The organism is Roseateles sp. P4_D2 (assembly GCF_056401875.1).
Genome location: NZ_JBFUIM010000014.1, coordinates 157,939 through 179,251 on the forward strand (window position 1 = coordinate 157,939; position 21,313 = coordinate 179,251).

Genomic DNA, 21,313 nt, shown 5'->3' on the forward strand with positions numbered 1-21,313 from the left:
CGGCGCCAGGCCTGCATTGCCTTGGGCGCCGTCGCCACCAACGCGCGCCCGGCGGCCCAGCCGCCAGCGAGCGACGCACGGCGCCTGGCGCTGTCCATCGCCTCACAGTACGTCGCCACGCCAACGCCCCATTACGTCAACGCCCTGCTGGTCTCGGCACAGAGGCATCTTGGCCAGCACGAGACGGCGCGCACCGCCACGGCAGCCCTGCGCGAGGCCGTCAACGCGCCGGGTTATGCCATGCCCACCGACTGGCCGCGCCTGGCCGGCTATGCCGCGCTGGCGGAAGCGGCGACGCTCGACGGCGACACGGCGGCCGGCGCGTTGGCCGCGCAGGCCCTTCGCTCAGTGCTGGCCGACACCAAGCTCACCGGCCTGCGCCCATGGACCGACGACATGTTCCTGGCCACGCTGCTGCTGGACTGCACCGCGCCGCTGCTGCCTGCGCCGGAGCGCGCCCGCGCGGCCGACGCGTTGGGTGCCGCCCTGCTGGATCTGTCGGAGCGACTGCAACGGCAGGATGGCCTCTTCAACCATGCCGAGGGCTCGCCGGTCGCATGGGGCCGCGGCGATGGCTTCGCGTCACTCGCCCTCGCTATGGCGCTCACCGGCCCGCTGCAAGGCTCAAGCGCCGCACCGCCCTTGCTCGCCCGCCTGCAAAGCCATTTGCGCGCGCTGCTGCCGCTGCAAGGCGCCGATGGCCTGTGGCGGCAGGTGCTGGACCACCCTGACGCTCAGCCCGAGCTGACCGTGACGGCGATGAGCCTGGCGGCACTTGCCCTGGCGCGCCGCCACGGTTGGCTGCCAGCCGATGCCGTGGATGCGGCCATCACCCGCGCTTGGGCGGGCATGCAGTCGCGCATCGATGCAACCGGCGGCTTCCGCGATGTCTGCGCCGGCACGCCGGCCGGGCCGACGCTGGACTTCTATCTGCAGCGGCCCATCGTGAATGGCCGCGACGAGCGGGCGGCGGCGATGGTGCTGCTGGCGGTTCAGTCGTTCTGCCGGGAGCCTGGCTGCTCGGCATAGCGCAACAACGCCTTCGCCGCCTCGACCCGCAAGGCCAGCGCGGCCGTCTCGTCGTTCAGCACCTGCTGCAGGAAGCGCTTGGGCTCCACATCTGCGCTCGACGGTTGAGCTGCGGGCGATGAGCCGGTAGAGACCACGGGCTGCAGCCGTTGCATCGCGGCGGCCAGAGCGTCCGGCTTGATGCTCTCCAGCCGCGCGAGCAGGTCAGCCTGCCCTTCGATGCCCGGCGGGATGTCCAGCCAGGGTGTGTCGGCAAACACCGGGGCGAGGTCGGGCGCGACGAAGGCGGACCAGTTTTCCGTGGCGTCCTGCTGCGCCGGCACGAGCGCTGCGTCGAAGGTCTGGCCGGCTGCCGATGGACTCAACCGCAGGCGTGCCGGCGCGATGCCGGCCAGGTAGCGTGCCTGCAGATGGGCGAGAAACGCCGCCGCACGCAATGCGCTGATCGGCTCCTGCAGCGAGAACCACAGCTGCAGCCCGTCGCTGCCCGACACGGCGATGGCGGGGGCGGGCAGCTCAAGATCGGCCTGCACGCCGCGCCAGACCTTGGACAGCACATCCCAGTCGGCGGGGCCAGTCAGCTCCATGACCATTGCCCGTACCTGGCCCGCACCATCGATCAAATGCCCGCCCAGATCCGGCGAGGTCAAAAGGTACAAGCGATGCAACTCGGAATGCAGGCGGTTCATGTCGATGGGCGTTGGGGGGCGAAGCGAATCTACCGCAAGCGTCGCCACCGCGAGGGCGGCCGCCCACGCCTATAGTGCATGCGGCCCGATGGATTCCGTTCGAAGGTGCACATGCAGCCACCCGCAAGCTTCGTCGCAGGATTCCTCAGGGTCGCCGCCTGCGCCGTCGCTGCGCTGCTCGGTGGCTGCGCCGGCCAATCACGACTGCTGCACCCCCCTGCCCTCGACGCCACGACGGCACTTGGCTGGCGCGCCGAAACGGCGGACGGCATCAAGCTCGATGTGCAGCAAGTCATCGTCCGCAACGATGCGGCCAGCTGGGTGCGCGAAGCCGACTGGGATGAGTACGCGCTGGCCGTGCGCAACGACAGCAGTACACCGGTCCAACTGCGCTCGATCTCGCTCGCCAACGACGTCCTCGACAACGTCAACCACACCACCGCACCCGATCAGCTCAAGAGCGAGACGACGCGCAACGTCGACGCCATGAAAACGGCCGGGCGCATCGTGGTGATTGGCTCCAGCGGGGCAGTGGCCGGTGTGCTGGTGCTGGCAAGTGCGGCCGGCTACACCGTGATGGCGCCGATCCTGCCTCTGGCCCTGCTGGTGGGCGGCATTTCAGCCTATCGAACCCAGAGCAAGGTCAACGCCGAATCCCTGGTGATCGAGTATGAGATCAAGCGGCGCGGCTTCCAGTTGCCAGCCGACCTCGCCCCTGGCGCCGAACTGCGGCGCAGCGCGTTCTTCCCCGTCACACCGGCGCCGCAGCGCTTGCGCCTGCTGTATGGCGTTGGCAATGAGCAGCGCGAACTCCTGCTGGCATTGCCTGCGCTTTCGGGTCTACACATCCAACCCGCGGAAAAGGCGGAGCCCTCAGGCCGCTGAAGAACTTGGTCATCACCGGGACATCTATGCGCTTTGCGCGAAATCTATCGCGGGAATCCTTCAAGAGACGGTGATCTCGCCGGCCAATGGATGTGTTGTCCAACGCGAAACGAAGGAGCGGCGCACGCACCACCGGTAAGCTCACCTGGCCGCGGCCAGGAGCCGCCCAACCAATGCGGTCAGGTCGCGGAAGGTGTCTTCCTTTTCAAGCACGGCGCGCACGCCCGCGGCCGTCGCTTGTTCGCGCAATTCGTCGGTGATCAGGCCTGAGCTGATCACCACAGGCAACCCAGGGCGGAGGGAGGCGATCTCGCGTGCGACGTCGAGGCCTGAACGGACAGGCATGTTGTAGTCGGTCACGAACAAGTCCACTGCATCGGGTGCGTCGCCGAGGGCCGCAAGCGCAGCGGCTGCCTCGGTGAAGCCGCTGCAGCGGTAGCCGGCACGCTCCAGCAGGCGCACGACGACCAGCACGACGGTCTCATCGTCGTCCAGGTAGATCACGTGTTCGCCATGCCCGAGGGACGGCGCATCCGACATGCGCTCGATGCTCATCGACGGCAGCGGCGGATTGACGGCAGGCAGGTAGAGGTGGAAGGTGCAGCCCTGGCCGGGGGCGCTGTCCACGGCAATGCTGCCCTGGTGCGCAACGACGATGCCATGGACGACCGACAAGCCCAGGCCCGTGCCCTGACCCGTCGGCTTGGTCGTGAAGAAGGGCTCGAAGATCCGCTCGCGTGTTGCGGCGTCCATGCCCATGCCCGTATCGCTCACCCATAGATGGGCATAGGGACCGGCAACCAGCCCCGACAATGCCCGGGCTGTGGCTGCGTCCAGATGCACCGCCTCAAGGCCGATGACGATCTTGCCGACCTCACCACGCAACGCATGCCAGGCATTCGTGCTCAGATTCATCAGCACCTGCTGCAGCTGAGTGGCGTCGCCATCGACATGCAGAGGCTCATCGCTCAGGCTCAATTCGAGTTCAGCGCCAGCTGGCAGCGTCACGCGCAGCAAGCCGTAGGTCTCATCGACGATCGGCCGCAGCGCGACGTTGCGCAATTGCTGCGGCTGGCGGCGGCTGAAGGTCAGGATCTGACGAACAAGGTCGCGTGCGCGCAGGCCGGCCTTCTGGATCTCGCCCAACATCGTCAGCGCGGGATGGTCGGCCTCGAGTTCACCTCGCGCGAGTTCGACATTGCCGAGGATCGCGCCAAGGATGTTGTTGAAGTCGTGGGCGATGCCGCCTGCGAGCGTCCCGAGGGATTCCATCTTTTGCGCCTCGCCGAGCTGCGCCTCGAAGCGTCTCAACTCGGCCTCCGCCTCTCGATGCGCGGCCCGGCGAGCGGCCTGGACGAGCTCGCGCTCGAGCACCGGCGCAAGCCGACTCATGTTGTCCTTCATCACATAGTCGTTGGCACCGGCCTTCATCGCGACCACCGCCGTTTCCTCGCCGATGGTGCCGGAGACAAAGATGAAGGGGATGTCCAGACCGCTCGCGCGGAAGGTGGTGAGCGCTTCCAGGCCGCTGAAGCCCGGCATGCTGAAGTCGGAGATCACCGCATCCCACGGGCCCTGGACAAGGGCTGACTGCAGCGCCGCCAGATCCTGGACCCGGTGGAAATCAGGCGCGAAGCCTGCGCGGCGCAGCAGGCGCATCGCCAGGCGGGCGTCGTTTTCCGAGTCCTCGACGGCAAGAACCCTGATCGGCCGTTGATTCATGACGACGCCGGCCGCGGCGGCAATTGGTTGAGTGCGAGCCAGTAGATACCGAGCACCTTGACCGCCTCGAGAAACTCGGTGAAGTCGACGGGCTTGCGCACATAGCTGTTGGCGCCCAGCTTGTAGCCCGAAACGATGTCCTGCTCCTCCTTCGACGAGGTCAGGATCACTGCCGGAAGCAACGCCGTGCGGGGGTCGGCGCGCATCGCCTTGAGCACGCCCAGCCCATCCAGTCGGGGCAGCTTCAAGTCGAGGATGATCAGTGTTGGCAGCGCCGCCTCAGCACGATGGGCATGGGCACCACGCGCAAACAGGAAATCGAGCGCTTCCACGCCGTCACGGGCGACAACCAGCGGATTCATCAGATGGCTGCGCTTGAATGCGCGCAGCGTCAGCGCGACATCGTCCGGGTTGTCTTCAACCAGCAGGATGACCTTGCTCTCGTCGCTCATCGGTTTGCTCCAGGATACGGAAGAAGAATGTGGCGCCACTGCCTAGGCTGGCCTGGGCCCATAACGGCCAGCCATGGCGGCGCAGCACACGCTGAACAATCGCCAGGCCGACGCCGGTGCCCGGGAAATCGCTTTCGTGGTGAAGGCGCTGGAAGGCGCCGAACAGGCGATCGGCGTAGGCCATGTCGAAGCCTGCACCGTTGTCGGCAACAAAACAGATCCGGTCCCTGCCTTCATGGCGCATACCCACGCGAATGACGGCGTCGGCGGTCTTGCCCGTGAATTTCCAGGCGTTTTCGAGCAGGTTCTGCAGCGCGATGTGGATCAGCTCCCGGTCGGCCTGCACCCTGATGCCCTCGTCGATCTCCCAGCGCACCTGGCGCTCGGGTTGACTCCGGGCCAGTGTGGCCGCCATCTCGTGGACCATGGTGCTGATGTCCACCTCCTGAATGCGCAGCTCGGCTCGCGTCACCCGCGCCAGGCCCAGCAGCTCGTCGATCAGGCGACCCATGCGCTGGCTGGCGGCGCGGATGCGCTGCAGGCTGTCACGGGCCTCATCGTCGAGCTGATCGCCATAGTCCTCGATCAAAGCCAGCGAGAAGCCATCCATGCTGCGCAGGGGGCTGCGCAGGTCGTGCGAGACCGAGTAGCTGAATGACTCGAGCTCGTTGTTCAGCGAGACGAGTTCCCGATTGCTGAGCTCGAGCTGGCCAAAGGAATCCCGCAGCGCGCGCGTCATCGCGTCAAAGTGGCGCGCCATCTCGCCGAGTTCATCGGCGCTGCCGACATCGAGCTCGAACGACCAGTTGCCGGCGGCCACCTCGCGAGTGGCCTGCTCAAGCCGCGCGATCGGGCGGAGCACGTCGCGCCGGAACATCCAGACGGCAGCCCCCGTGATCAGCGCCATCAACACCAGTCCCGCGGCCGTCACGAGGACCACTCGCTGTTGCGTCTCGTCGATACGAACGCCCGCATCGTCAATCAGCTTGGCCGCGTCGACGAGGCTTCTTTGCTGCAGGATCAGCAGCCGGCTGGAGATCTGGACCTCGAAGCGCTGCTGGACCTCGTCGGCGACGCCACCGGCAGCTCGCGTGGGCACAACTTCGCCGAACAAGCGGTGGCTGGCCTCGCCGTTGGCGCGCAGCTCGGCCAGTGTCCTGGCTGCGGCATCGTCAAGGCCGGTCGGCAATGCAAGCAGGCCTTCAAGACGCTGCCAGACCGCCTGTTCCTGCAATCGGGCGCGTTCGCGACGGTTGAGCAGGTATTCGAAGGTGACCATGCGGATGTCGTTGAGCGCGCTGGCGATCGCGGCGCTGTGGCGGCGCTGCTTGACAGCGGCACTGACCTGGGTGTTCGCCCAGCCGATGCTGGCGGCGATCAGCACCATGGCGCCGAACATCAGCGCTGCGGCGATCCGGGCCTTGCTGCTGATCTTCATCGCACCACCGTCACCCGCCCCGGGCTCGCGGCCAGCAAGGCGTCGAGGCTCAGATGGGACAGGAAGTTCGGCATCGGCTGCGTGGGCGCATAACCGCGCGCCATCGCCCAGCCCGCCACGTCTTCAAGCGTGACCAACTGGGCCTGCTGCTGATCGACCTCCAGATCCAGCGCCTGCCAGGCCGGCTCGAGCGCCTCGGGGTCGAGCTTCAGGCGTGCTGCCAGCAGCGCCTTCGCCTGCAAGGGGTCGAGCTGCACGAAACGCTCGGCATCCAGCAGGGCCAGCAGCAGTCGGCGCAAAGCCTCGCCGCGGGTGGACATGAATTCGCTGCGGCCGACAAGCACGTAGTTCTGGGCATAGGCATCGGGTGCACTGAACGAGATGATGGCGCTGCCCAGGGCCAGTTCGGCTTCATGCCGGACCGGCTGCCAGGCGGCGATGGCGTCCACGCTGCCGTCGCGCAGCGCGGCGATCAGGCGGGTTGGCGGCAGGTCCACGAGGATCAGCGACTGCGGGGCCAGGCGATGGCGCACCATGAAGGCCCACAGGAAGTATTCGCCGCTGGTACCGAGGGTGACGCCCACCCGGCGCCCCTGCAGGCCGGCCGGTGAGCTGATTTCGCGGTCGCGACGCGCCAGCACGGCCAGTTCGTTGGAGGCGCTCGCCACCGCCGCCGCCATGCTCAGCGGCGCACCTTTGAGCACCTCGATGACGATGGGCACGTCGGCCGCGGCGGCGAGGTCCGCGCCGCCTCGCAGGAGCTCGGCCAGCGCAGCTTTGCCATGGGTTTGCGGCAGCACCGTCACCGCCAAGCCGCGTTCATCGAAGAAGCCCCGTGCCGCGGCGATGTGAATAAGACCGGCATGCGGCGCCTGGGGAAGCGCAATCGAGAGCCGCTCGGGCGCCAAGGGCGGGCCGGACCGGCGCCGGCTCAGGCCAAACGCCGTGGCAAGCACGGCGAGTGAGGCCAGGCCTGCCAGATGACGGCGATTCAGACGGCGGTTCAGACCGCGACCCGCCGGGGTCGGAGCGCTCATTTGGTCCTCCCGCACCCACCACGCCAAGGCCATGTAGGCCACATGGATAACGGGTTAAGTGTGTTGTCTAAGCTCGTTTGAACGAAGAGTACGGGCACGGCTAGCGTCTTGCAAGGCCTGTTGCGTGACGTATGACCTAACTTGTCCAAACTGCGGCATAGGAGATTTCTCCGTTGCCAGTTCAAGCAAATCTGGCAATGCTTTGGCCCTGGAGGTGGCAGATGGACCTGACGAGCTACACAGACCAGTGGCAGGCACAGCGGCAGCAACTCTTCAAATCCGTGCCGCCGGAAGGCCGCAAAGTCCGCTATCTGGACAAGGAGTTCCTGGTCTACCCCGACACCTTCTGGCCCTTCGCCGACAGCCTGCCGCTGGTCAGGAATTTCACGGTCGCGCCAGGCGAAACCGTGCTGGACGTGGGTACCGGCTCGGGCGTCATCGGCATCTTTGCCTGCTATCAGGGCGCCGGGCGGGTGGTGGGCGTGGACATCAACCCGGCGGCCATCCAAAGCGCCACCCACAACGCCCAGATGCACGGCTTTGCCGGCACCATGACAGCGCTGCAGTCCAATTTGTTCGAGGCGCTGGGCGACGAGCAGTTCGATGTCATCACCGCCAATCTGCCGTTTCGAAACAAGCCGGCACACGATGTGGTGGCCATGTCCCAGTGGGACACCGATTTCAAGACCAACACGCGCTTCTTCGAAGGCGTGGGCCGGCATTTGAAGCCCAAAGGGCGCATCTATTTCGTGCAGTCCAACTTCGGCGAAATCGAGGCCATGAAGCGCCTGGCGCAAACAGCGGGCCTGCAGACCAGGGAGCTGGCCAGCGAAGCCACGGACGAAACCGGGCGCCAGCAGTTCTTCGTCTACGAGATGACCTGGGCTTGATCGATTCCAGGAACCTGACGCATCGCCCCCCATGGACAGCCTGCTACTGGCCATCAAGGCGCGCCGCGCCGTCCCGCGCTCAGGCCTGAGAACGAGGGTCCGCAGGGTGGCCGTCATCCTGTGCGGCTCGCGCGGCGGATCCAGCCTCTTCAAGGAGGCACTGGCCCTGCATCCGAGCATCGCTTCACTGGATGGGGAACTGGACCCGTTGCTGGCCTTGTCGGGCAACGGCTTCAATCAGAACTCCGACAGCGATGGCATCGAGCGGGTGGCCAATGTCGAGGAATTGAGCAGCAACATTCTGGACGAGGTTTCCTTTGCCTCGGCGGACCTCCTCGATACCGAGCTGCTGCTCAGGAAGTGGAAGAACCGGCTCCTGCTGCAGTTCCCGTCGCGTTTCCTGGACACCGCTGCCGAGCGGCGCCTGGAACAGTCGCTGGAGGCGGCCTTGGGCCAGTTCGAAGGCGGCGAGCGTCGCAGCGAAACCGAGCTCCAGGAACTTGTGCTCTCCACCGTGTTCAGCGACGAGCCTTGGCGGATCAGCTACTACGACGGCAAGGCCAACCGCGGCGACGGCCGGCACTTCGACGAACCCTTGAAAATCGAGGAGCCTCCCTTCGTGGTACCCACGCTCAAGCGGCGGCCCTTCGGCCCGGCCGATGTGCGGGAATCGGTGCTGCTGTTCAAGGCGCCGTCCGACGCCTACCGCATCGGCATGTACGAGCAGTTGTTCCCCAACGCCGAGGTGAGCTACATGCATCTGACCCGGGGTTTCGCGCAGTCCATCAACGGCCTGATGGACGGCTGGCTCTACCCGCTGGGATTCTTCTCCCACGACCTCAGCAAGATCGGCTGCGAACTCGCCATCCCCGGCTATTCCGACACCGTGGCTTTCGGCCGCAAGTGGTGGAAGTTCGACCTGCCACCCAACTGGCGCCAGTTCACCCGGGCGAAGCTGGAAGAGGTGTGCCTGAACCAGTGGTACTCCATCCACGAAGCCATCCTGCAAAGCGGCGTCTGCACCCTGCGCGTGTCTTTTGAAGACTTCGTCGACAACCCCATCGCAACGCTGCGGTTGATCACCGACCATCTGGGCCTGCCCGCCATGGCCCCGCCAGATGCGCTGCCCATCAAGATGGCCACCGAACCACCGAGCTCCAAACGCTGGCACAAAAGAAGCGCCTTGCTGCTGGACCTGGCTCAGCGGACCGAGGTGCGCGAGATGATGGACAGGCTTGGCTATCCCATGGAGCCCGACAGATGGCTGTGAATGCAAGGCTTCTGCTGCCCTACCTGATGGGCCAGCGCCGCGACGGCCTGCGCCGCGTGCTCGACATCGACCGCCATCCCTGGGAAGTGCTGGCACCGGCACGGCAGCATGCGACGCGGATCGACGATCCCATCGCCAAGCTGGACAGCTTGGGGCACCTCTACGCCCTGCTGGCTGCGCGCGTCGCCGCGCTGGCCCGTAGCGGTCGTCGGCCAGTCAGCCTCGCCGGCGACTGTGTTTCCAGCCTAGGCATGTTGGCCGGGCTGCAGCAAGCCGGCCAGCCGCCCGAGCGTGTGCTCTGGCTGGATGCCCATGGCGACTTCCACACCTGGTCAAGCAGCCAGACCCAGTACATCGGCGGCATGCCCCTGGCCCTGTTCGTCGGACGGGTCGACCACGATCTCGACCCGCGCAGCCAGGCGGCACGCGCCTGCCTGGCCACCATCGGCGTGCAGGCTTATCCACAACAGCAAATCGTTCTCGCCGATGCCCGCGATCTCGACCCCGGCGAGCGCGAAGCCCTGCTCGGCTCCCAGATCCTGCGCTGCCCGCTCGACGAAGTGCTGGCACACCTGCAACCGCAGGAGCGCATCTACCTGCACTGGGACACCGACATCATCGACGACCCGGCCCATATGCCTGCGCTCAAATACCACGTCCAGCGCGGCCCCAGTGCCGCGGACATGGCCGACTTCTTTGGCGCCCTGCGCGCGTACAACATCGTCGCCGTCTCCGTCTCTGCATGGCATGAGGAACAGGACGCCGACAACCGGACCGCCCAGGCCTGCCTGGAGATCTTGAACACGCTGCTCGACGCCTGAGGCCGCGCTGCCCGGTTGTCGTCAGAACGGCGTCGCCGTGTTGTCCTGCAAGCCCATCGCGCCCAGGGCCCTGGCCTCCATCATGAGATGACCACCCAATACAGAGGGTGAGAAATCAGCCGTGCCGGCGGGCTTTTGCCCTTCGGTCCAGGCCTGCAGCGTCTCGGCCGCCATGGGCCGCGCCAGGAAATAGCCCTGCAGTTCGTCGCAGTGCAGCGCCAGCAGGATGTCACGTTGCCCCTTGGTCTCCACACCTTCGGCGACGACGCGCAACCCCAGCTCATGGGCCAACTGGATGACGGCGCTGACGATGGCCTTGGCGTCGCTGCTGGTCTCGACGTCGGCAACGAAGCTGCGATCGATCTTGAGCTGGCGGGCGGGTAGCTGGCGCAGATAGCTCAGGCTGGAATAGCCGGTCCCGAAATCGTCGATGGAGAGAAAAACGCCGATCCGGGCCAACTCCTCGAACGCGCGCTGCGTGCTTTTGAGATCCTCCATCGCGACGGATTCGGTGATTTCGCAAAGCAGTTGGGAGGGTTCGACCAAGTTCCTGGAAAGGGCCGCTTCGATCCGCGCCGCCAGATCTTCCTCGCGCAGTTGATGCACCGACAGGTTGATCGCCACGCGCATGTGCAGCCCGATCTCGGCCCAGGCATGCATCTGCCGGCAGGCCTCTTCGATGACCCAGCTGCCAAGGCCGTTGATGAGGCCGAAGCGCTCTGCGAGAGGGATGAACAGACCCGGGGCCAGCAGGCCGCGCTCCGGATGATTCCAGCGCAGCAGGGCTTCGACACCGCGGATCTGGCCATGCTGGCCATCGATCTTGGGTTGGTAATAGAGCTGCAGTTGCTCATGCTCGATGGCATGACGAAGGTCGTTCAGCAGATTGAGCTGCTCCTGCGCACCTTCGTCCATATGCGCCTCGTACAGCGCATAGGTGCTGCCCCCGGCGCGTTTGGCGGTGTACATCGCGGCGTCCGCATGCATGACCAGCTTGTCGCCGTCACCGTGATCAGGGTAGGCGGCGATGCCAACCGATCCAGACAAGGCAACCCGGCGGCCGCCGATCTCCAGAGGTGCCGCCAGTGCCTCGATCAGGCGGCGGGCGAGGCTGACGCAGTCCACCAGGCTGCTGACGTCCTCCATCAGCAGAACGAACTCGTCGCCACCGATGCGCGCCACCGTGTCGGCGTCGCGGGCCGCTGAACGCAGGCGCACGGCAACCTCCCTCAGCACCGCATCGCCGGCGGCATGGCCGAGCGAGTCGTTGACCGGCTTGAAGCCGTCCAGGTCGACAAACAGCACGGCCACCTTGCCGGCATTGCGCTCCGAGATCTGCTCGCCGTTGCGCGCATGGCGCTGCAGCGCGTGGGTGAGGCGGTCCTCGAACAGCATGCGATTGGGCAGGCCGGTGAGCGGATCCTGGAAGGCACGCCGGCGCAGCTCCTCGTTGGCCGTTTCCAGCTTCACGTTCGCGACCTTCAGCGAGCTGCGCATGCGGGCGTCGAGGGTCGAAGTGAACAAGGTCATCGCCAGCAACGCGACGGATGACACCGACACCATCATCCCGAGCTGCGGGCCTGCCAACGCGTCAGCGCTCAGGCAGACGGTGCCGGCCGGAAAACTCGCCGCCGCCATGCCCGTGTAGTGCATGCCGCAAATGGCGATGCCCATCACCAGCGCGGCCAGGGGCTGGAAGACCATGCCGCGCCTTTCCCCCATCTTGCGCAGCCAGAAGAAGATCAACAACGCCGCCGCCGACGCAGCGATCGCGATCAGCGCCGATGCCGCGACCAACAGCAAATTCCAGACGATGCCGGGCGACATGTCGAGCGCCGCCATGCCGGTGTAGTGCATCGCGCAGATGCCCAGCCCCATCGCGATGGCACCACCGGCCAGGCGGCGCCAGGTGAGCTCGCCTTGGCTCGCGACAAACAGGGCGATGGCCGACACGGCGACCCCGGCGACCCACGATGCCACCGTCAGCACCACGGTATAGCCGAGCGGAATCGGCAGAGAGAAGGCAAGCATGCCCACGAAGTGCATGCACCAGATGCCGGTGCCCATCGCCAGCGAGCCGCCGACCCACCAATTCACGGCGACGCCGCGGTCACGGGTGCGGACCCGCTTGGCCAGATCAAGCGCAACATAGGACGCAAAGCTGGCGATCAGCAACGACGCAGCGACCACCCACGGGGCATAGCTGGAGGGCAGATATTGCATGGCTAACTGTTCGCCTCCCTGGCGCCAGATATCAGTGGGAGCCCACGGAACATGCAAGCCCCTTGGATTCCCGCAATCGCCGCTGACTCTACCCGCTTGGTCGTGGGCAGCCAACTCACGCTGGATGACGGCCATGCAGGCGGCGTCGCGTTAGCATGGCCATCTCAAGCGTTGCATCGGGATGCCATGAAACACCGCCTCGTGACCGCCGCCCTCTTGCTGGCCGCCCTGGCCTGCTATGGCATTGGGCTGGATAGCGGCGCCACCGCCCTGCTGGCCCTCGGCGGTATCTTCGAGCTGGCGTTCTGGGCGCGCGCATTCCCCGGCTTTGGTGTCCTGTCCCGCACCCAGCGAAGGAGCCCGCAATGAAGTTCGATCTCCCAGGTTCTGCCCTTGGCCTGCTCGCAGGCTGCGCGGTCGCAACGAGCGCCGTCGCGGGTGCACCCGCGCGAACCCAGCCGGTTGCGCCGGCCTCGATACCGGGCAACCCGGCTCAAACGGCCGAGCCGCGGCGCGGTGAAGACGCGGTTCGATGGGACCGCCTGGAGCCCGGCACCCTGGAACGTTTGGCCAAGGACCGCACCACACCGAAAGCGCCGACGTTTCCCGCCGAACGCTGGTAACGCGAAGCTTCAGCCCACCGAGACCAGGCGGCGCGCCGCTGCGGCCGGCTCCCGCTCGCGGCGGGACGCTCGCGACTCACGGCCTTTGCGTTTCAACAGTTCCCGTATCCGCCGCAGGCTTCGCCGCATGACGGCGATCTCCTCCCGGCCTGGGAAAGCCACCCGAGGCATCGGCGGCGCTTCGGCAATTTCGGCCAGCCGGGACCGATCAAAACTCTGGGTCATGGCACGCTCCGGCAGTCGCAGCGAATGCCATCCTGGGCGTCCCATCCAAGCTGGGTTGTAGGACGCCGGCTCATCCCGCCGCCGCATCCCTAATCTGCGGACTCTGCATGGCGTAGGCCGACGCTTGCAGCACGGCGGGGACTTGTCCTTCATGCGCCTCGCTCCAACGGCACCACGATGGCGGTTTCATGGGCATTCCAGGAGACTTCCATGTCAGACGACAAGACCAAGACCGGCGGCCAGGATCGCAGCCGCATCAGCCTCAGCGAGGACTACGAGGTGCGCGACTGGGCCACGAAGTTCGGCGTGACGCCGGACGCGCTCAAGGCGGCCGTGAAGGCAGTCGGCAACGACGCCGCAGCCGTCGAGGCTCACTTGAAAGCCAGCAAGCGGTAACGCCGTGCGGGTCGCGACCTGGAACGTCAACAACGTCGTCAGGCGGCTCCGCGGCAAAAGGCGTCAACAAGTCATTGCGAGTAACCGGAAAGCACCAGATCTGGCCGGCGCCAGACGCAGCCGGCACTTGGATTGCCCCGCTTCCCAGCCAGCAACGGTACCGGCACTGCCGGGCTGGCGAAGCCCGATCAGTGCCTGATCCACCAGGAGTACGTCATGAGCATCCGCCGATTCACTTCATGGCAGACGCCGGTCCGCACGGCTGTTGCCGCAGCGGCCGTGGTCGCGATCGTGTTGCCCATCACCGCACAAACGCAGAGCGCCACGGAAATCTACCAACAGGAACGCGCCAATTGCCTGTCCGGCAACACCATCCAGTCGCGCGCCGACTGCCTCTACGAAGCTCGCTCCGTGCTGCGTGACCGGCGCGCTGGGGACCTCGAGCCCAGCGACGCAAACGCTGTCGCCACTCCATCCGGGGATAGCGGCAGCATGGCCGCCCTGCCGGCGCGCGCAGACCGCCACTGAACCTCTTTCAGCCGGCTGCTGGCGCCCCATTGGCGCGCCGCCGCGTTACCTTGCATGCCCGTCGTGTCAGGAAAATATGACGGGCAGGGACACCTGCACCTCATCGGCACCACCGGCCGTGCAGCGCATGCGCTTGACGGCGGCCTGAACGTACTTGTGGTACTCCTTGGGGCCTGATTGCGGCAGCACGTCGACGACTTGGTTGCCGCGGATCTTGATCAGTGTCTGCACCGTGCCCTTGAGACCGACGCGGTCGATGGCCTCTTCCAGCGCGGAGGCCAGCACGGCCTCGTAGCCTGGGCAGGCCAGGCTGATCTCGCGCTTGATGACGGCGGGCGCAGCGGGCGGCGGTGGTGCGGGCACAGGCGCGGGTGCTGCCGCCACGACAACAGTTTCCTTCGGCGGCTGCGCCTGCACGACCTGGATGGGCGCGGGCGGTGGCGCGACGACGGGCACGACCTCGGGCGGCGGCACATAGGCCGGCGGTGGAGCGACCTTCTGCACCGGCTCGATCTTGACGACCTTGGGCGGCGGCGGCGGCGGTGGGGGTGGTGGTAGCACCTCGGGCAGCAGGGCCATTTCGATGGGCTTCTTGATCGCGTCGACGGCCTTGGACGCCAGGCCGGTCGTCAGCCCCCAGCCCAGCACGATGTGCAGGCCGACGACCAGGGCAATGCCGGTGCCGCGGTTGGCGCCGGCAGGCGGCTTGAGCTGTGAACGCAGCGGCGCTGCCGTAGCAAGAGGCGCAGGCGCAACGAGACGGCGCGGCGCGGGGCGGGTGTCGTCCAGCGTCAGGCCGCCGGAGATGCCCGGTGAAAGAACTGCACTCATGAATCTCTCCTACTGCGAGTCGTCCAGGAACTGCTCGCTGCCGGTCACGCCGAGCTTGGTCAGCCCGGCCTGGTGGGCCGCCGTCATGACGGCGGCGAAGTTGTCGTACTTGGCACCGGGCTGCGGGCGCACATGAACCTCGGGCTGCGTGGCCTGCTTGCCGGCGGCGTCCAGGCGCTCGCGCAGCGAGATCTGGTCGGCGATGGCCTCGCCGTTCCACAGCACGGCATCCGGCGTGATGTCCAGCCGCACGACCTCGGGTGGCGTGGGCGGCGGCGCGCTGGGCGGTGCGATCGGCAGGTTGAGCTTGACGCTGTGCAGTTGCACCGGGATGGTGATGATGAGCATCACCAGCAGCACCAGCATGACGTCGATCAGCGGCGTGGTGTTGATGTCCGGCACCGGCAGGGCCGACGTGACCTGGCGGCGCGCGCGGGCCGCCTTGCGCAGAGGTCCCGCACTCATAGCGCCCTCGCTGGCGGCTCGGTGATGAAGCCCACCTTGGCGATGCCGGCGCGCTGGGCGGCCAGCAGCACGCGGCCCACGGGGGCGTAGTCGCTGCCGGCGTCACCGCGCACATGCACCTCGGGCTGGGGCTGCTGCTGGGCGATGCCCTTGAGCCGCTCGAACAGCGCGTCCTTGCTGGCCACGGGTGCATCGAACCAGTAGAGCTTGCCATCGCGTGAGACGGTGATGACCACGTCCTTGGGCTCGCTCTCGCGCACCTCGTTGCGCTGCTTGGGCAGCTCCACCGGCACCGAGAAGTTCACGACCGGGATGGTGATGAGGAAGATGATGAGCAGCACCAGCATGACGTCGACGAGCGGCGTCGTGTTGATGGACGAGACCGCCTCGTCGGCACCCTGCGCAATCTGGATGGCCATGGCGCAGTGCTCAGGCCAGGGCGGGGCTCAGGCCCGCCGGCTGCTCCGCAGAGGCGGGCTCTTCGTGTGCCGAACCCAGCAGCACCGAGTGCAGCTCGCCGGAGAAGTCGCGCACGTCGTCCAGCACCAGTGCGTTGCGGCGCAGCAGCGCGTTGTAGCCCAGCACGGCAGGCACGGCGACGAACAAGCCGATGGCCGTCATGATCAACGCCTCACCCACCGGGCCGGCCACCTTGTCGATGGAGGCCTGGCCGGCCACGCCGATGGCGGTGAGCGCGTGATAGATGCCCCAGACCGTGCCCAGCAGGCCGACGAAGGGCGAGGTGGAGCCGACGGTGGCCAGCAGGCTCAGGCCCGTGGAGAGCTGGCGCTGCACGCGCTCGGTGGCGCGGTGCAGGGAGAGGTCCACCCAGTCAGCGAAGTCGACCTTGGCGCGCAGGCCGTGGTGGCGCTGCGTGGCCTCGAGGCTGGCTTCGGCGATGTAGCGGAAGGGGCTCTTCGGAGACAGCTTCTCGGCGCCCGCCTTGACGGTGCCGGCGCTCCAGAAATCCCGCTGCGCGGCACGCGACTGCACGCCCAGGCGGGCCTGCTGCAGCAGCTTGGTGATGATGACGTACCAGCTGCCCGCGCTCATCGCGACGAGGGTGAAGAGCACGACCTTGGTGACCGCGTCGCTCTTCTCCCAGACGGCGCCGACGCCATAGGGGTTGTCGCCCTGGGCCTGGGCGGCGCTGGCGATGAGGAGCAGGGCGAGCGGGGCGAGGGCGCGACGGGCAAAGATGGAGGCGTTCATCGGCGTGTGTGGAGTAAAGCAGAGGGACCGGGGCAGTGTGCGCAGCGCCCTGCGAAGCGCGAACTAAGCTTTTCGCGTTAGCTCATGCAGCGGCGTGAAGACGCGCGGGCATGGCCTCATGGGCAAGCTGCGGCGCGGCGTTACGCGCGGGCGCCAACAGGCCCAGGCGCTTCAAATGCGTGCGCAGCACATTGCGCGTGATGCCCAGCAACGCCGCGGTATGCACCTGGTTGTGGTGGCAGTGGCGGTAGGCGGCGCGGACCAATGCGGACTCGACGCGCGCGTGCAGCGCCTGGGGCGCCTCGTCGAAGAGCCGATCGAAAACGCGCTCCAGCACCTCCTCGGCCACCGCTTCCGCCGGCGGCGCAACGACCGCCGGCCCGGGCCGCGCCACCGCATGCAACTGCAGATCCTCGCGGGCGATGCTGCCGTCGCGGCAGATGATCAGCGCGTAATGGATGACGTTTTCCAGCTCGCGGATATTGCCGGGCCAGGCGTAGCCGAGCAGTGCGTCGCGCGCATCCGCGCTGAGGCGCACCTGCGTGAGCCCGAGGCGGCGGCTGTAGACCTCGATGAAATGCTCGGCCAGTGCAAGGATGTCGCCCGGCCGCTGGGCCAGCGGTGCGAGTTGCAGCGTGGCGACGCTGAGTCGGTAGTAGAGGTCGGCGCGGAAGTGGCCGGCCGCCACGGCCTGCTCCAGCCGCACATTGGTGGCGGCCACGAGGCGCACGCGCACGTCGATGGGCTTGCGCGAGCCGATGCGCACGACCTGGCGTTCCTGCAGCACGCGCAGCAGCTTGACCTGCACGGACGGCGGCAGGTCGCCCACCTCGTCGAGGAACAGCGTGCCGTCGGCGGCGGCCTCGAACCAGCCCGCGCGCGCGCTGGTGGCGCCCGTGTAGGCACCGGCTTCATGGCCAAAGAGCTCGGCTTCGACCAGCTGCTCGGTGAAGGCGCCGCAGTTGACGGCCAGGAAGGGGCCGCGGCGGCCGCTGCTGTTGTGGATGTGGCGGGCGATCAGCTCCTTGCCGGTGCCGGTCTCGCCAATGATCAGCACGGTGGCGTCGCTCGCCGCCACGCGCTCGGCCTGGGCCAGCAGCGCACGCGAGGCCGGGTCGTCGAAGACCAGCGCCTTGGCGCGGATCGACAGCACCTGGTGCTGGGAGTCGGGGAAGGTGAGCAGGCGTGTCATTGCCCGGCACTCTAGGCACCGCCCGCCAAAGAGGGAACGCCGCTTTGCGCAGATGGATATGCGCTCAGCGCGGCGACCACCCCCTACATCGTCAGTACTTCCAGCTCAAGGTGGCGCTGACGCTGCGCGGTGCGGCGTAGTAGGCCTGGTCCCATTTCAGGCTGCCGAGGTAGGTCGTGTCGGCCACGTTGTTGACGGCGAGGCCGGCGCTCCACTGCCTGTTGAACTCCCAGCCGGCGTTCAGGTCGACGACGGCGTAGGCCTTTTGCCTGACGACCTGCGCCGGGTCGCTGATCTCGCTCTGCCAGCGCACGGCGGCGCCGAGCTTGAGCTGGGGCAGCAGCTGGTAGGTGGAGCTCAGGCGCAGCACGCGGCGCGGGATGTAGCGGTTGACGTCTTCACCGCTGCTGCCCTTCAGGCGCAGCTGCGTCCAGCCGCCGGCAATGCGCCAGTCGGGCGTCAGCTTGCCGGACAGCTCCAGCTCATAGCCGGTGCTGGTGGCGGTGATGCCCTCGTAATAGGCGCTGAAGTCGGGGCGGGTGCCAGCCTGCACCGGCACGTTCTGCTGGCGGGTGCGGAAGACGGCGGCGCTGGCGTTGAGCTGGCCATCGAGCCATTCGGTCTTGATGCCGGCCTCGAGGTTGCTGCCCTCCAGCGGGCCCAGCGGCTTGCGGTTGATGTCGGCTTCGAGCTGCGGGTTGAAGACCTCGGCGTAGCTCGCGTAGGCGCTGGTGCTGGCGCTCAGGTCCAGCACGGCGCCGAGATAGGGTTTGACGGCGCTGTGGCTGTAGGCCTGCTCGACGCCGTAGCTCATGCCGCTGTTGCGCACGCGGGTGGCGTTGAAGCCTGTCACCAGTTTGAGCGCGTCGCTGACGCTGAACTGGGCGGCGGCGTAAGCGCTCTCGCGGCGGCGCGACACGTCGGAGCCGTCGGTCGACGCGCCGAAGGCCGGCTTGGGGAAGGCACCGTTCCAACCCTGCAGGCCGGGCACGGCCGCGCCGATATTGCCGGCGTAGAGCGAGAGCTCGCTGAGCGTCTGGCGGCCGCCGTTGAGGCCGAGCATCAGCTGGTGCTCGCGGCCGAACAGGCTGAACGGGCCGGAGACGTAGACGTCGGCGACGCTGTCCACGTATTTGCCGTCGAAGGCCGAGGGGTAGGCGTACAGCCCACTGTCCGGCACGCCGCCGGGGTTGGGCGTGCCATAGACGTAGAAGAGCTCGCTGGGCGTGCTGCGGCTGCGCCGCGAGGCGGTGGCGCGCGCCTGCCAGCCGCCGCCGAGGTCGTGGCTCAGTTCGGCAAAGGCTTCGGTGTCGCGGTTGGTCCACCAGGCCCAGTCGGCCGCCGAGCTGGTGTTGCGCGAGTAGTCGATGCGCTTGCCGGTGCTGTCCACCATCGGCAACGCGCCCCACATCGGGCTGTCGGCCTTGCTGCGCTGGGCGTTGAGGCCGACAGTCAGCAGGGTGTTGCGACCGATGTCCAGCTCCAGCACGCCGTAGCCCAGGCTGCGGTGCTGGCTGTAACGGTCAAGCCAGCTGTCCTTGTCTTCGTCGGCGAGCACGAAGCGGCCGCGCAGCGAACCGTCGCCATTCAGGCTGCCACTCACATCGGCTTCGACGCGATGCTGGTTCCACGAGCCCAGCGTCAGCGCGGCGCTGGCGGCGAAGGCCTTGCTGGCGGCGCGCTTGCGGATGAAGTTGACCGTGGCCGACGGGTTGCCCGTGCCGGCGAGCAGGCCGGTGGCGCCGCGCAACACCTCCACGCGCTCGAAGGCGGCGGTGTCCAGCGCGCCCCATTGCGCGCCGTTGGCGAAAGGCAGGCCGAGGCCGTCGACCTGGAAGTTCTGGATGTCGAAGCCGCGCGCGCTGAAATAGGTGCGGTCGGTTTCGACGCGTTCGACCAGCACGCCCGGGGTCAGGTCCAGCAGCTTGTTGACGTCGGTGAGGCCGAAATCGCGGATCTGCTGCTGGCCGATGACGGTGACGGACTGCGGCGTCTCGCGCAGTGTCATCTCCAGCCGCGTGGCGCCGCTGCTGCTCTTCTCGTCGTCCGCGGCCTTGGCCTGCACGCGCACGGTGGGCAGGGTCGCGCCGGCGGCCTCCACCGGGGTCTGCTGCGCCAGGGCGGCGCTCGCGGCCAGGGTCAGCGGGGAGAGGATCAGGACGGTCTTTGATTTCATGCTTCTGAAGGACGCAGGGCGGGAGCGGAAGGCGCTTGGGGCGCGTGTCGGCGGGCGCGGGCCTTGCGCAGCCAGATCAACACGCCGGTGACGGAAAGCACGGCGATGGCCAGCCCCAATGCCGAAACGAGGATGCGGCCGGGCAGGCCGAGGATGCGACCGGAGTGGATCGGGAACTGGGCCTGCAGATAGAGGTCGCCCGCCGTGCCCTCGCCCGGGATCAGCGCGCCGGCCGGGCGGCCGTCGCGGCCGTCGATGTAGATCCAGGGGTTGCCCAGGCCGCCGTCGCCGTGGTCATTGCCGGGCTGGAAGAAGCCGACGCCGTAGACGCCATATTCCGCGGCGTAGAAGATGCCGCCCGCCGGCGCATTCAGGCCGCGCTCGCGCGCCTGGACCTGGGCGGCCGCCAGGGCCTGGGCGCGCGTCAGCGTCGGCGCGATGGGCTTGGCGCTCGGCTGGCGGGTCTCGAAGGCACTGGGCGTGATGCGCGAGACCGCCGACACCAGCGGCACCACGACCTGCTGGCGCAGATTCATCGCCACCGAGGTCAGCGCCACAACCAGCACCAGCAGCCACAGCCACACGCCGCCGCTGCGATGCAGGTCGAAGGTCAGCGCGTGGCCCCCCTTGGCCCAGCGGAAGGCAAAGGACTTGCGCCACTGGCGCCGGCTGGGGAAGGACAAGTAGATCGCGACAAAGCAGTCCAACACCCAGACCAGGCCGATCAGGCCCATCAGCCAGATGCCCCAGGCGATGCCGCCGGACTCCGGCAGGTGCAGGCCGTAGTGCAGCGCGTACAGGAAGGGCAGCAGGTTCTCGCGCGACAGCGACAAGGCGCCCCACTGCCGGCGGGCCTGCACGGCGCCGGTGGCGGGGTCGACGGCGAGCTGGTTGAAGCCCAACGGCTTGTCCGCATCGCGCGGCTCGACCATGGCCAGCAGCGAGTGGCCGGCCTCCGCCTGCAACGGGAGGTAGCGCACCCGCAGTCGCGGGTCGGCGGCCTCGAGCGCATCGGCAAGCTCCAACGCCGGGCGGGCCGGCCCCGCGCTGCTGGCTTCGAAGAACTGTGGGTTGAGCGCGGCGTCCAGCTCGTGGTCGAAGGCGATGACCGACCCGGTCAGCCCGGCGATGAACAGAAAAACCGCCGCCGCCAGGCCGAACCAGCGGTGCAGGAGAACCAGTAACGCACGCATAAGCAGCCATGCTAGC

Annotated in this window: 23 protein-coding genes; 9 read left to right on the plus strand and 14 right to left on the minus strand. The window is 67.5% G+C overall.

The window, feature by feature from the left end; all coding sequences use genetic code 11:
• Positions 1-21 precede the first annotated feature (21 nt).
• Entirely contained in the window at positions 22-1,029 is a 1,008-nt protein-coding gene (locus AC1DW0_RS23365) for a glycoside hydrolase family 88 protein (RefSeq protein ID WP_477948285.1), read from the plus strand.
• On the opposite strand, the gene AC1DW0_RS23370 is transcribed toward AC1DW0_RS23365, so the two are convergent.
• Positions 993-1,766, minus strand: a complete 774-nt coding sequence (locus tag AC1DW0_RS23370; RefSeq protein WP_477948287.1) for a hypothetical protein — start codon at positions 1,764-1,766, stop codon at positions 993-995. The genes AC1DW0_RS23365 and AC1DW0_RS23370 overlap by 37 nt on opposite strands.
• Positions 1,767-1,829: 63 nt before the next feature.
• Between AC1DW0_RS23370 and AC1DW0_RS23375 the strand changes: the two genes are divergently transcribed.
• On the plus strand, positions 1,830-2,603 hold the full coding sequence (locus AC1DW0_RS23375) for a hypothetical protein (protein WP_477948288.1): 774 nt from the start codon (positions 1,830-1,832) through the stop codon (positions 2,601-2,603).
• Between the two features lie 141 nt (positions 2,604-2,744).
• Here AC1DW0_RS23375 and AC1DW0_RS23380 read toward each other — a convergent pair whose 3' ends face one another.
• Genes AC1DW0_RS23380 through AC1DW0_RS23395 form a run of 4 tightly spaced genes read right to left on the minus strand, consistent with a single transcriptional unit; the run spans position 2,745 to position 7,252 of the window.
• On the minus strand, positions 2,745-4,325 hold the full coding sequence (locus tag AC1DW0_RS23380) for a hybrid sensor histidine kinase/response regulator (RefSeq protein WP_056193889.1): 1,581 nt from the start codon (positions 4,323-4,325) through the stop codon (positions 2,745-2,747).
• Positions 4,322-4,777 carry a response regulator gene (locus AC1DW0_RS23385; RefSeq protein ID WP_056193887.1) on the minus strand — a complete coding sequence of 152 codons (456 nt, stop codon included), beginning with the start codon at positions 4,775-4,777 and terminating at the stop codon, positions 4,322-4,324. The genes AC1DW0_RS23380 and AC1DW0_RS23385 overlap by 4 nt, the downstream gene beginning before the upstream one ends.
• Positions 4,743-6,215 carry a sensor histidine kinase gene (locus AC1DW0_RS23390; RefSeq protein WP_477948290.1) on the minus strand — a complete coding sequence of 491 codons (1,473 nt, stop codon included), beginning with the start codon at positions 6,213-6,215 and terminating at the stop codon, positions 4,743-4,745. Before AC1DW0_RS23390 ends, AC1DW0_RS23385 begins: the two co-directional genes overlap by 35 nt.
• Entirely contained in the window at positions 6,212-7,252 is a 1,041-nt protein-coding gene (locus AC1DW0_RS23395; protein WP_477948292.1) for an ABC transporter substrate-binding protein, read from the minus strand. Before AC1DW0_RS23395 ends, AC1DW0_RS23390 begins: the two co-directional genes overlap by 4 nt.
• A 197-nt stretch (positions 7,253-7,449) precedes the next feature.
• Between AC1DW0_RS23395 and AC1DW0_RS23400 the strand changes: the two genes are divergently transcribed.
• The 3 genes from AC1DW0_RS23400 to AC1DW0_RS23410 are packed head-to-tail and all read left to right on the plus strand — an operon-like array spanning position 7,450 to position 10,233.
• The gene (locus tag AC1DW0_RS23400) at positions 7,450-8,142 is read left to right on the plus strand and encodes a methyltransferase (protein ID WP_477948294.1); all 693 of its coding nucleotides are present in this window, start codon (positions 7,450-7,452) and stop codon (positions 8,140-8,142) included.
• Positions 8,143-8,173: 31 nt separating this feature from the next.
• Positions 8,174-9,412, plus strand: coding sequence for a hypothetical protein (locus AC1DW0_RS23405; RefSeq protein WP_477948296.1), 1,239 nt, complete (start codon positions 8,174-8,176; stop codon positions 9,410-9,412).
• Positions 9,403-10,233 (plus strand): arginase family protein, encoded by an 831-nt coding sequence (locus AC1DW0_RS23410; RefSeq protein WP_477948298.1) that lies wholly within the window; start codon positions 9,403-9,405, stop codon positions 10,231-10,233. Before AC1DW0_RS23405 ends, AC1DW0_RS23410 begins: the two co-directional genes overlap by 10 nt.
• A 21-nt stretch (positions 10,234-10,254) precedes the next feature.
• Here the strand turns inward: AC1DW0_RS23410 and AC1DW0_RS23415 are convergent, their stop codons facing one another.
• On the minus strand, positions 10,255-12,456 hold the full coding sequence (locus AC1DW0_RS23415) for a putative bifunctional diguanylate cyclase/phosphodiesterase (protein ID WP_477948503.1): 2,202 nt from the start codon (positions 12,454-12,456) through the stop codon (positions 10,255-10,257).
• A 186-nt stretch (positions 12,457-12,642) separates the two neighbouring features.
• Here AC1DW0_RS23415 and AC1DW0_RS23420 point away from each other — a divergent pair, with 186 nt between their 5' ends.
• Together AC1DW0_RS23420 and AC1DW0_RS23425 are read left to right on the plus strand one after the other, a co-directional pair.
• Positions 12,643-12,825: a hypothetical protein gene (locus AC1DW0_RS23420; protein WP_056193870.1), complete on the plus strand. Its 183-nt coding sequence runs from the start codon at positions 12,643-12,645 to the stop codon at positions 12,823-12,825.
• Complete coding sequence (locus tag AC1DW0_RS23425; protein WP_457390818.1) at positions 12,822-13,079, plus strand: hypothetical protein; 258 nt, start codon at positions 12,822-12,824, stop codon at positions 13,077-13,079. The genes AC1DW0_RS23420 and AC1DW0_RS23425 overlap by 4 nt, the downstream gene beginning before the upstream one ends.
• Before the next feature lie 9 nt (positions 13,080-13,088).
• On the opposite strand, the gene AC1DW0_RS23430 is transcribed toward AC1DW0_RS23425, so the two are convergent.
• Complete coding sequence (locus tag AC1DW0_RS23430) at positions 13,089-13,304, minus strand: hypothetical protein (RefSeq protein WP_157281209.1); 216 nt, start codon at positions 13,302-13,304, stop codon at positions 13,089-13,091.
• Positions 13,305-13,514: 210 nt separating this feature from the next.
• On the opposite strand from AC1DW0_RS23430, the gene AC1DW0_RS23435 reads away from it, so the two are divergent.
• Positions 13,515-13,700, plus strand: a complete 186-nt coding sequence (locus tag AC1DW0_RS23435) for a DUF3606 domain-containing protein (protein WP_457390820.1) — start codon at positions 13,515-13,517, stop codon at positions 13,698-13,700.
• A 216-nt stretch (positions 13,701-13,916) separates the two neighbouring features.
• Positions 13,917-14,228 carry a hypothetical protein gene (locus AC1DW0_RS23440; RefSeq protein ID WP_457390822.1) on the plus strand — a complete coding sequence of 104 codons (312 nt, stop codon included), beginning with the start codon at positions 13,917-13,919 and terminating at the stop codon, positions 14,226-14,228.
• Positions 14,229-14,294: 66 nt separating this feature from the next.
• Here AC1DW0_RS23440 and AC1DW0_RS23445 read toward each other — a convergent pair whose 3' ends face one another.
• From AC1DW0_RS23445 to AC1DW0_RS23475, 7 genes are all read right to left on the minus strand, one after another.
• On the minus strand, positions 14,295-15,059 hold the full coding sequence (locus AC1DW0_RS23445) for an energy transducer TonB (RefSeq protein ID WP_477948301.1): 765 nt from the start codon (positions 15,057-15,059) through the stop codon (positions 14,295-14,297).
• 9 nt (positions 15,060-15,068) lie between these two features.
• A complete protein-coding gene (locus AC1DW0_RS23450) occupies positions 15,069-15,524 on the minus strand; it encodes an ExbD/TolR family protein (protein WP_477948303.1) in 456 nt (151 codons plus the stop codon).
• The gene (locus AC1DW0_RS23455) at positions 15,521-15,943 is read right to left on the minus strand and encodes an ExbD/TolR family protein (RefSeq protein ID WP_056193856.1); all 423 of its coding nucleotides are present in this window, start codon (positions 15,941-15,943) and stop codon (positions 15,521-15,523) included. The genes AC1DW0_RS23450 and AC1DW0_RS23455 overlap by 4 nt, the downstream gene beginning before the upstream one ends.
• Before the next feature lie 10 nt (positions 15,944-15,953).
• A complete protein-coding gene (locus AC1DW0_RS23460; RefSeq protein ID WP_477948305.1) occupies positions 15,954-16,736 on the minus strand; it encodes a MotA/TolQ/ExbB proton channel family protein in 783 nt (260 codons plus the stop codon).
• Between the two features lie 82 nt (positions 16,737-16,818).
• The gene (locus AC1DW0_RS23465; protein ID WP_082532471.1) at positions 16,819-17,928 is read right to left on the minus strand and encodes a sigma-54 interaction domain-containing protein; all 1,110 of its coding nucleotides are present in this window, start codon (positions 17,926-17,928) and stop codon (positions 16,819-16,821) included.
• A 91-nt stretch (positions 17,929-18,019) separates the two neighbouring features.
• The gene (locus AC1DW0_RS23470) at positions 18,020-20,104 is read right to left on the minus strand and encodes a TonB-dependent siderophore receptor (protein ID WP_477948308.1); all 2,085 of its coding nucleotides are present in this window, start codon (positions 20,102-20,104) and stop codon (positions 18,020-18,022) included.
• Positions 20,101-21,297, minus strand: coding sequence for a PepSY-associated TM helix domain-containing protein (locus AC1DW0_RS23475; protein WP_477948309.1), 1,197 nt, complete (start codon positions 21,295-21,297; stop codon positions 20,101-20,103). Before AC1DW0_RS23475 ends, AC1DW0_RS23470 begins: the two co-directional genes overlap by 4 nt.
• Positions 21,298-21,313 lie beyond the last annotated feature (16 nt).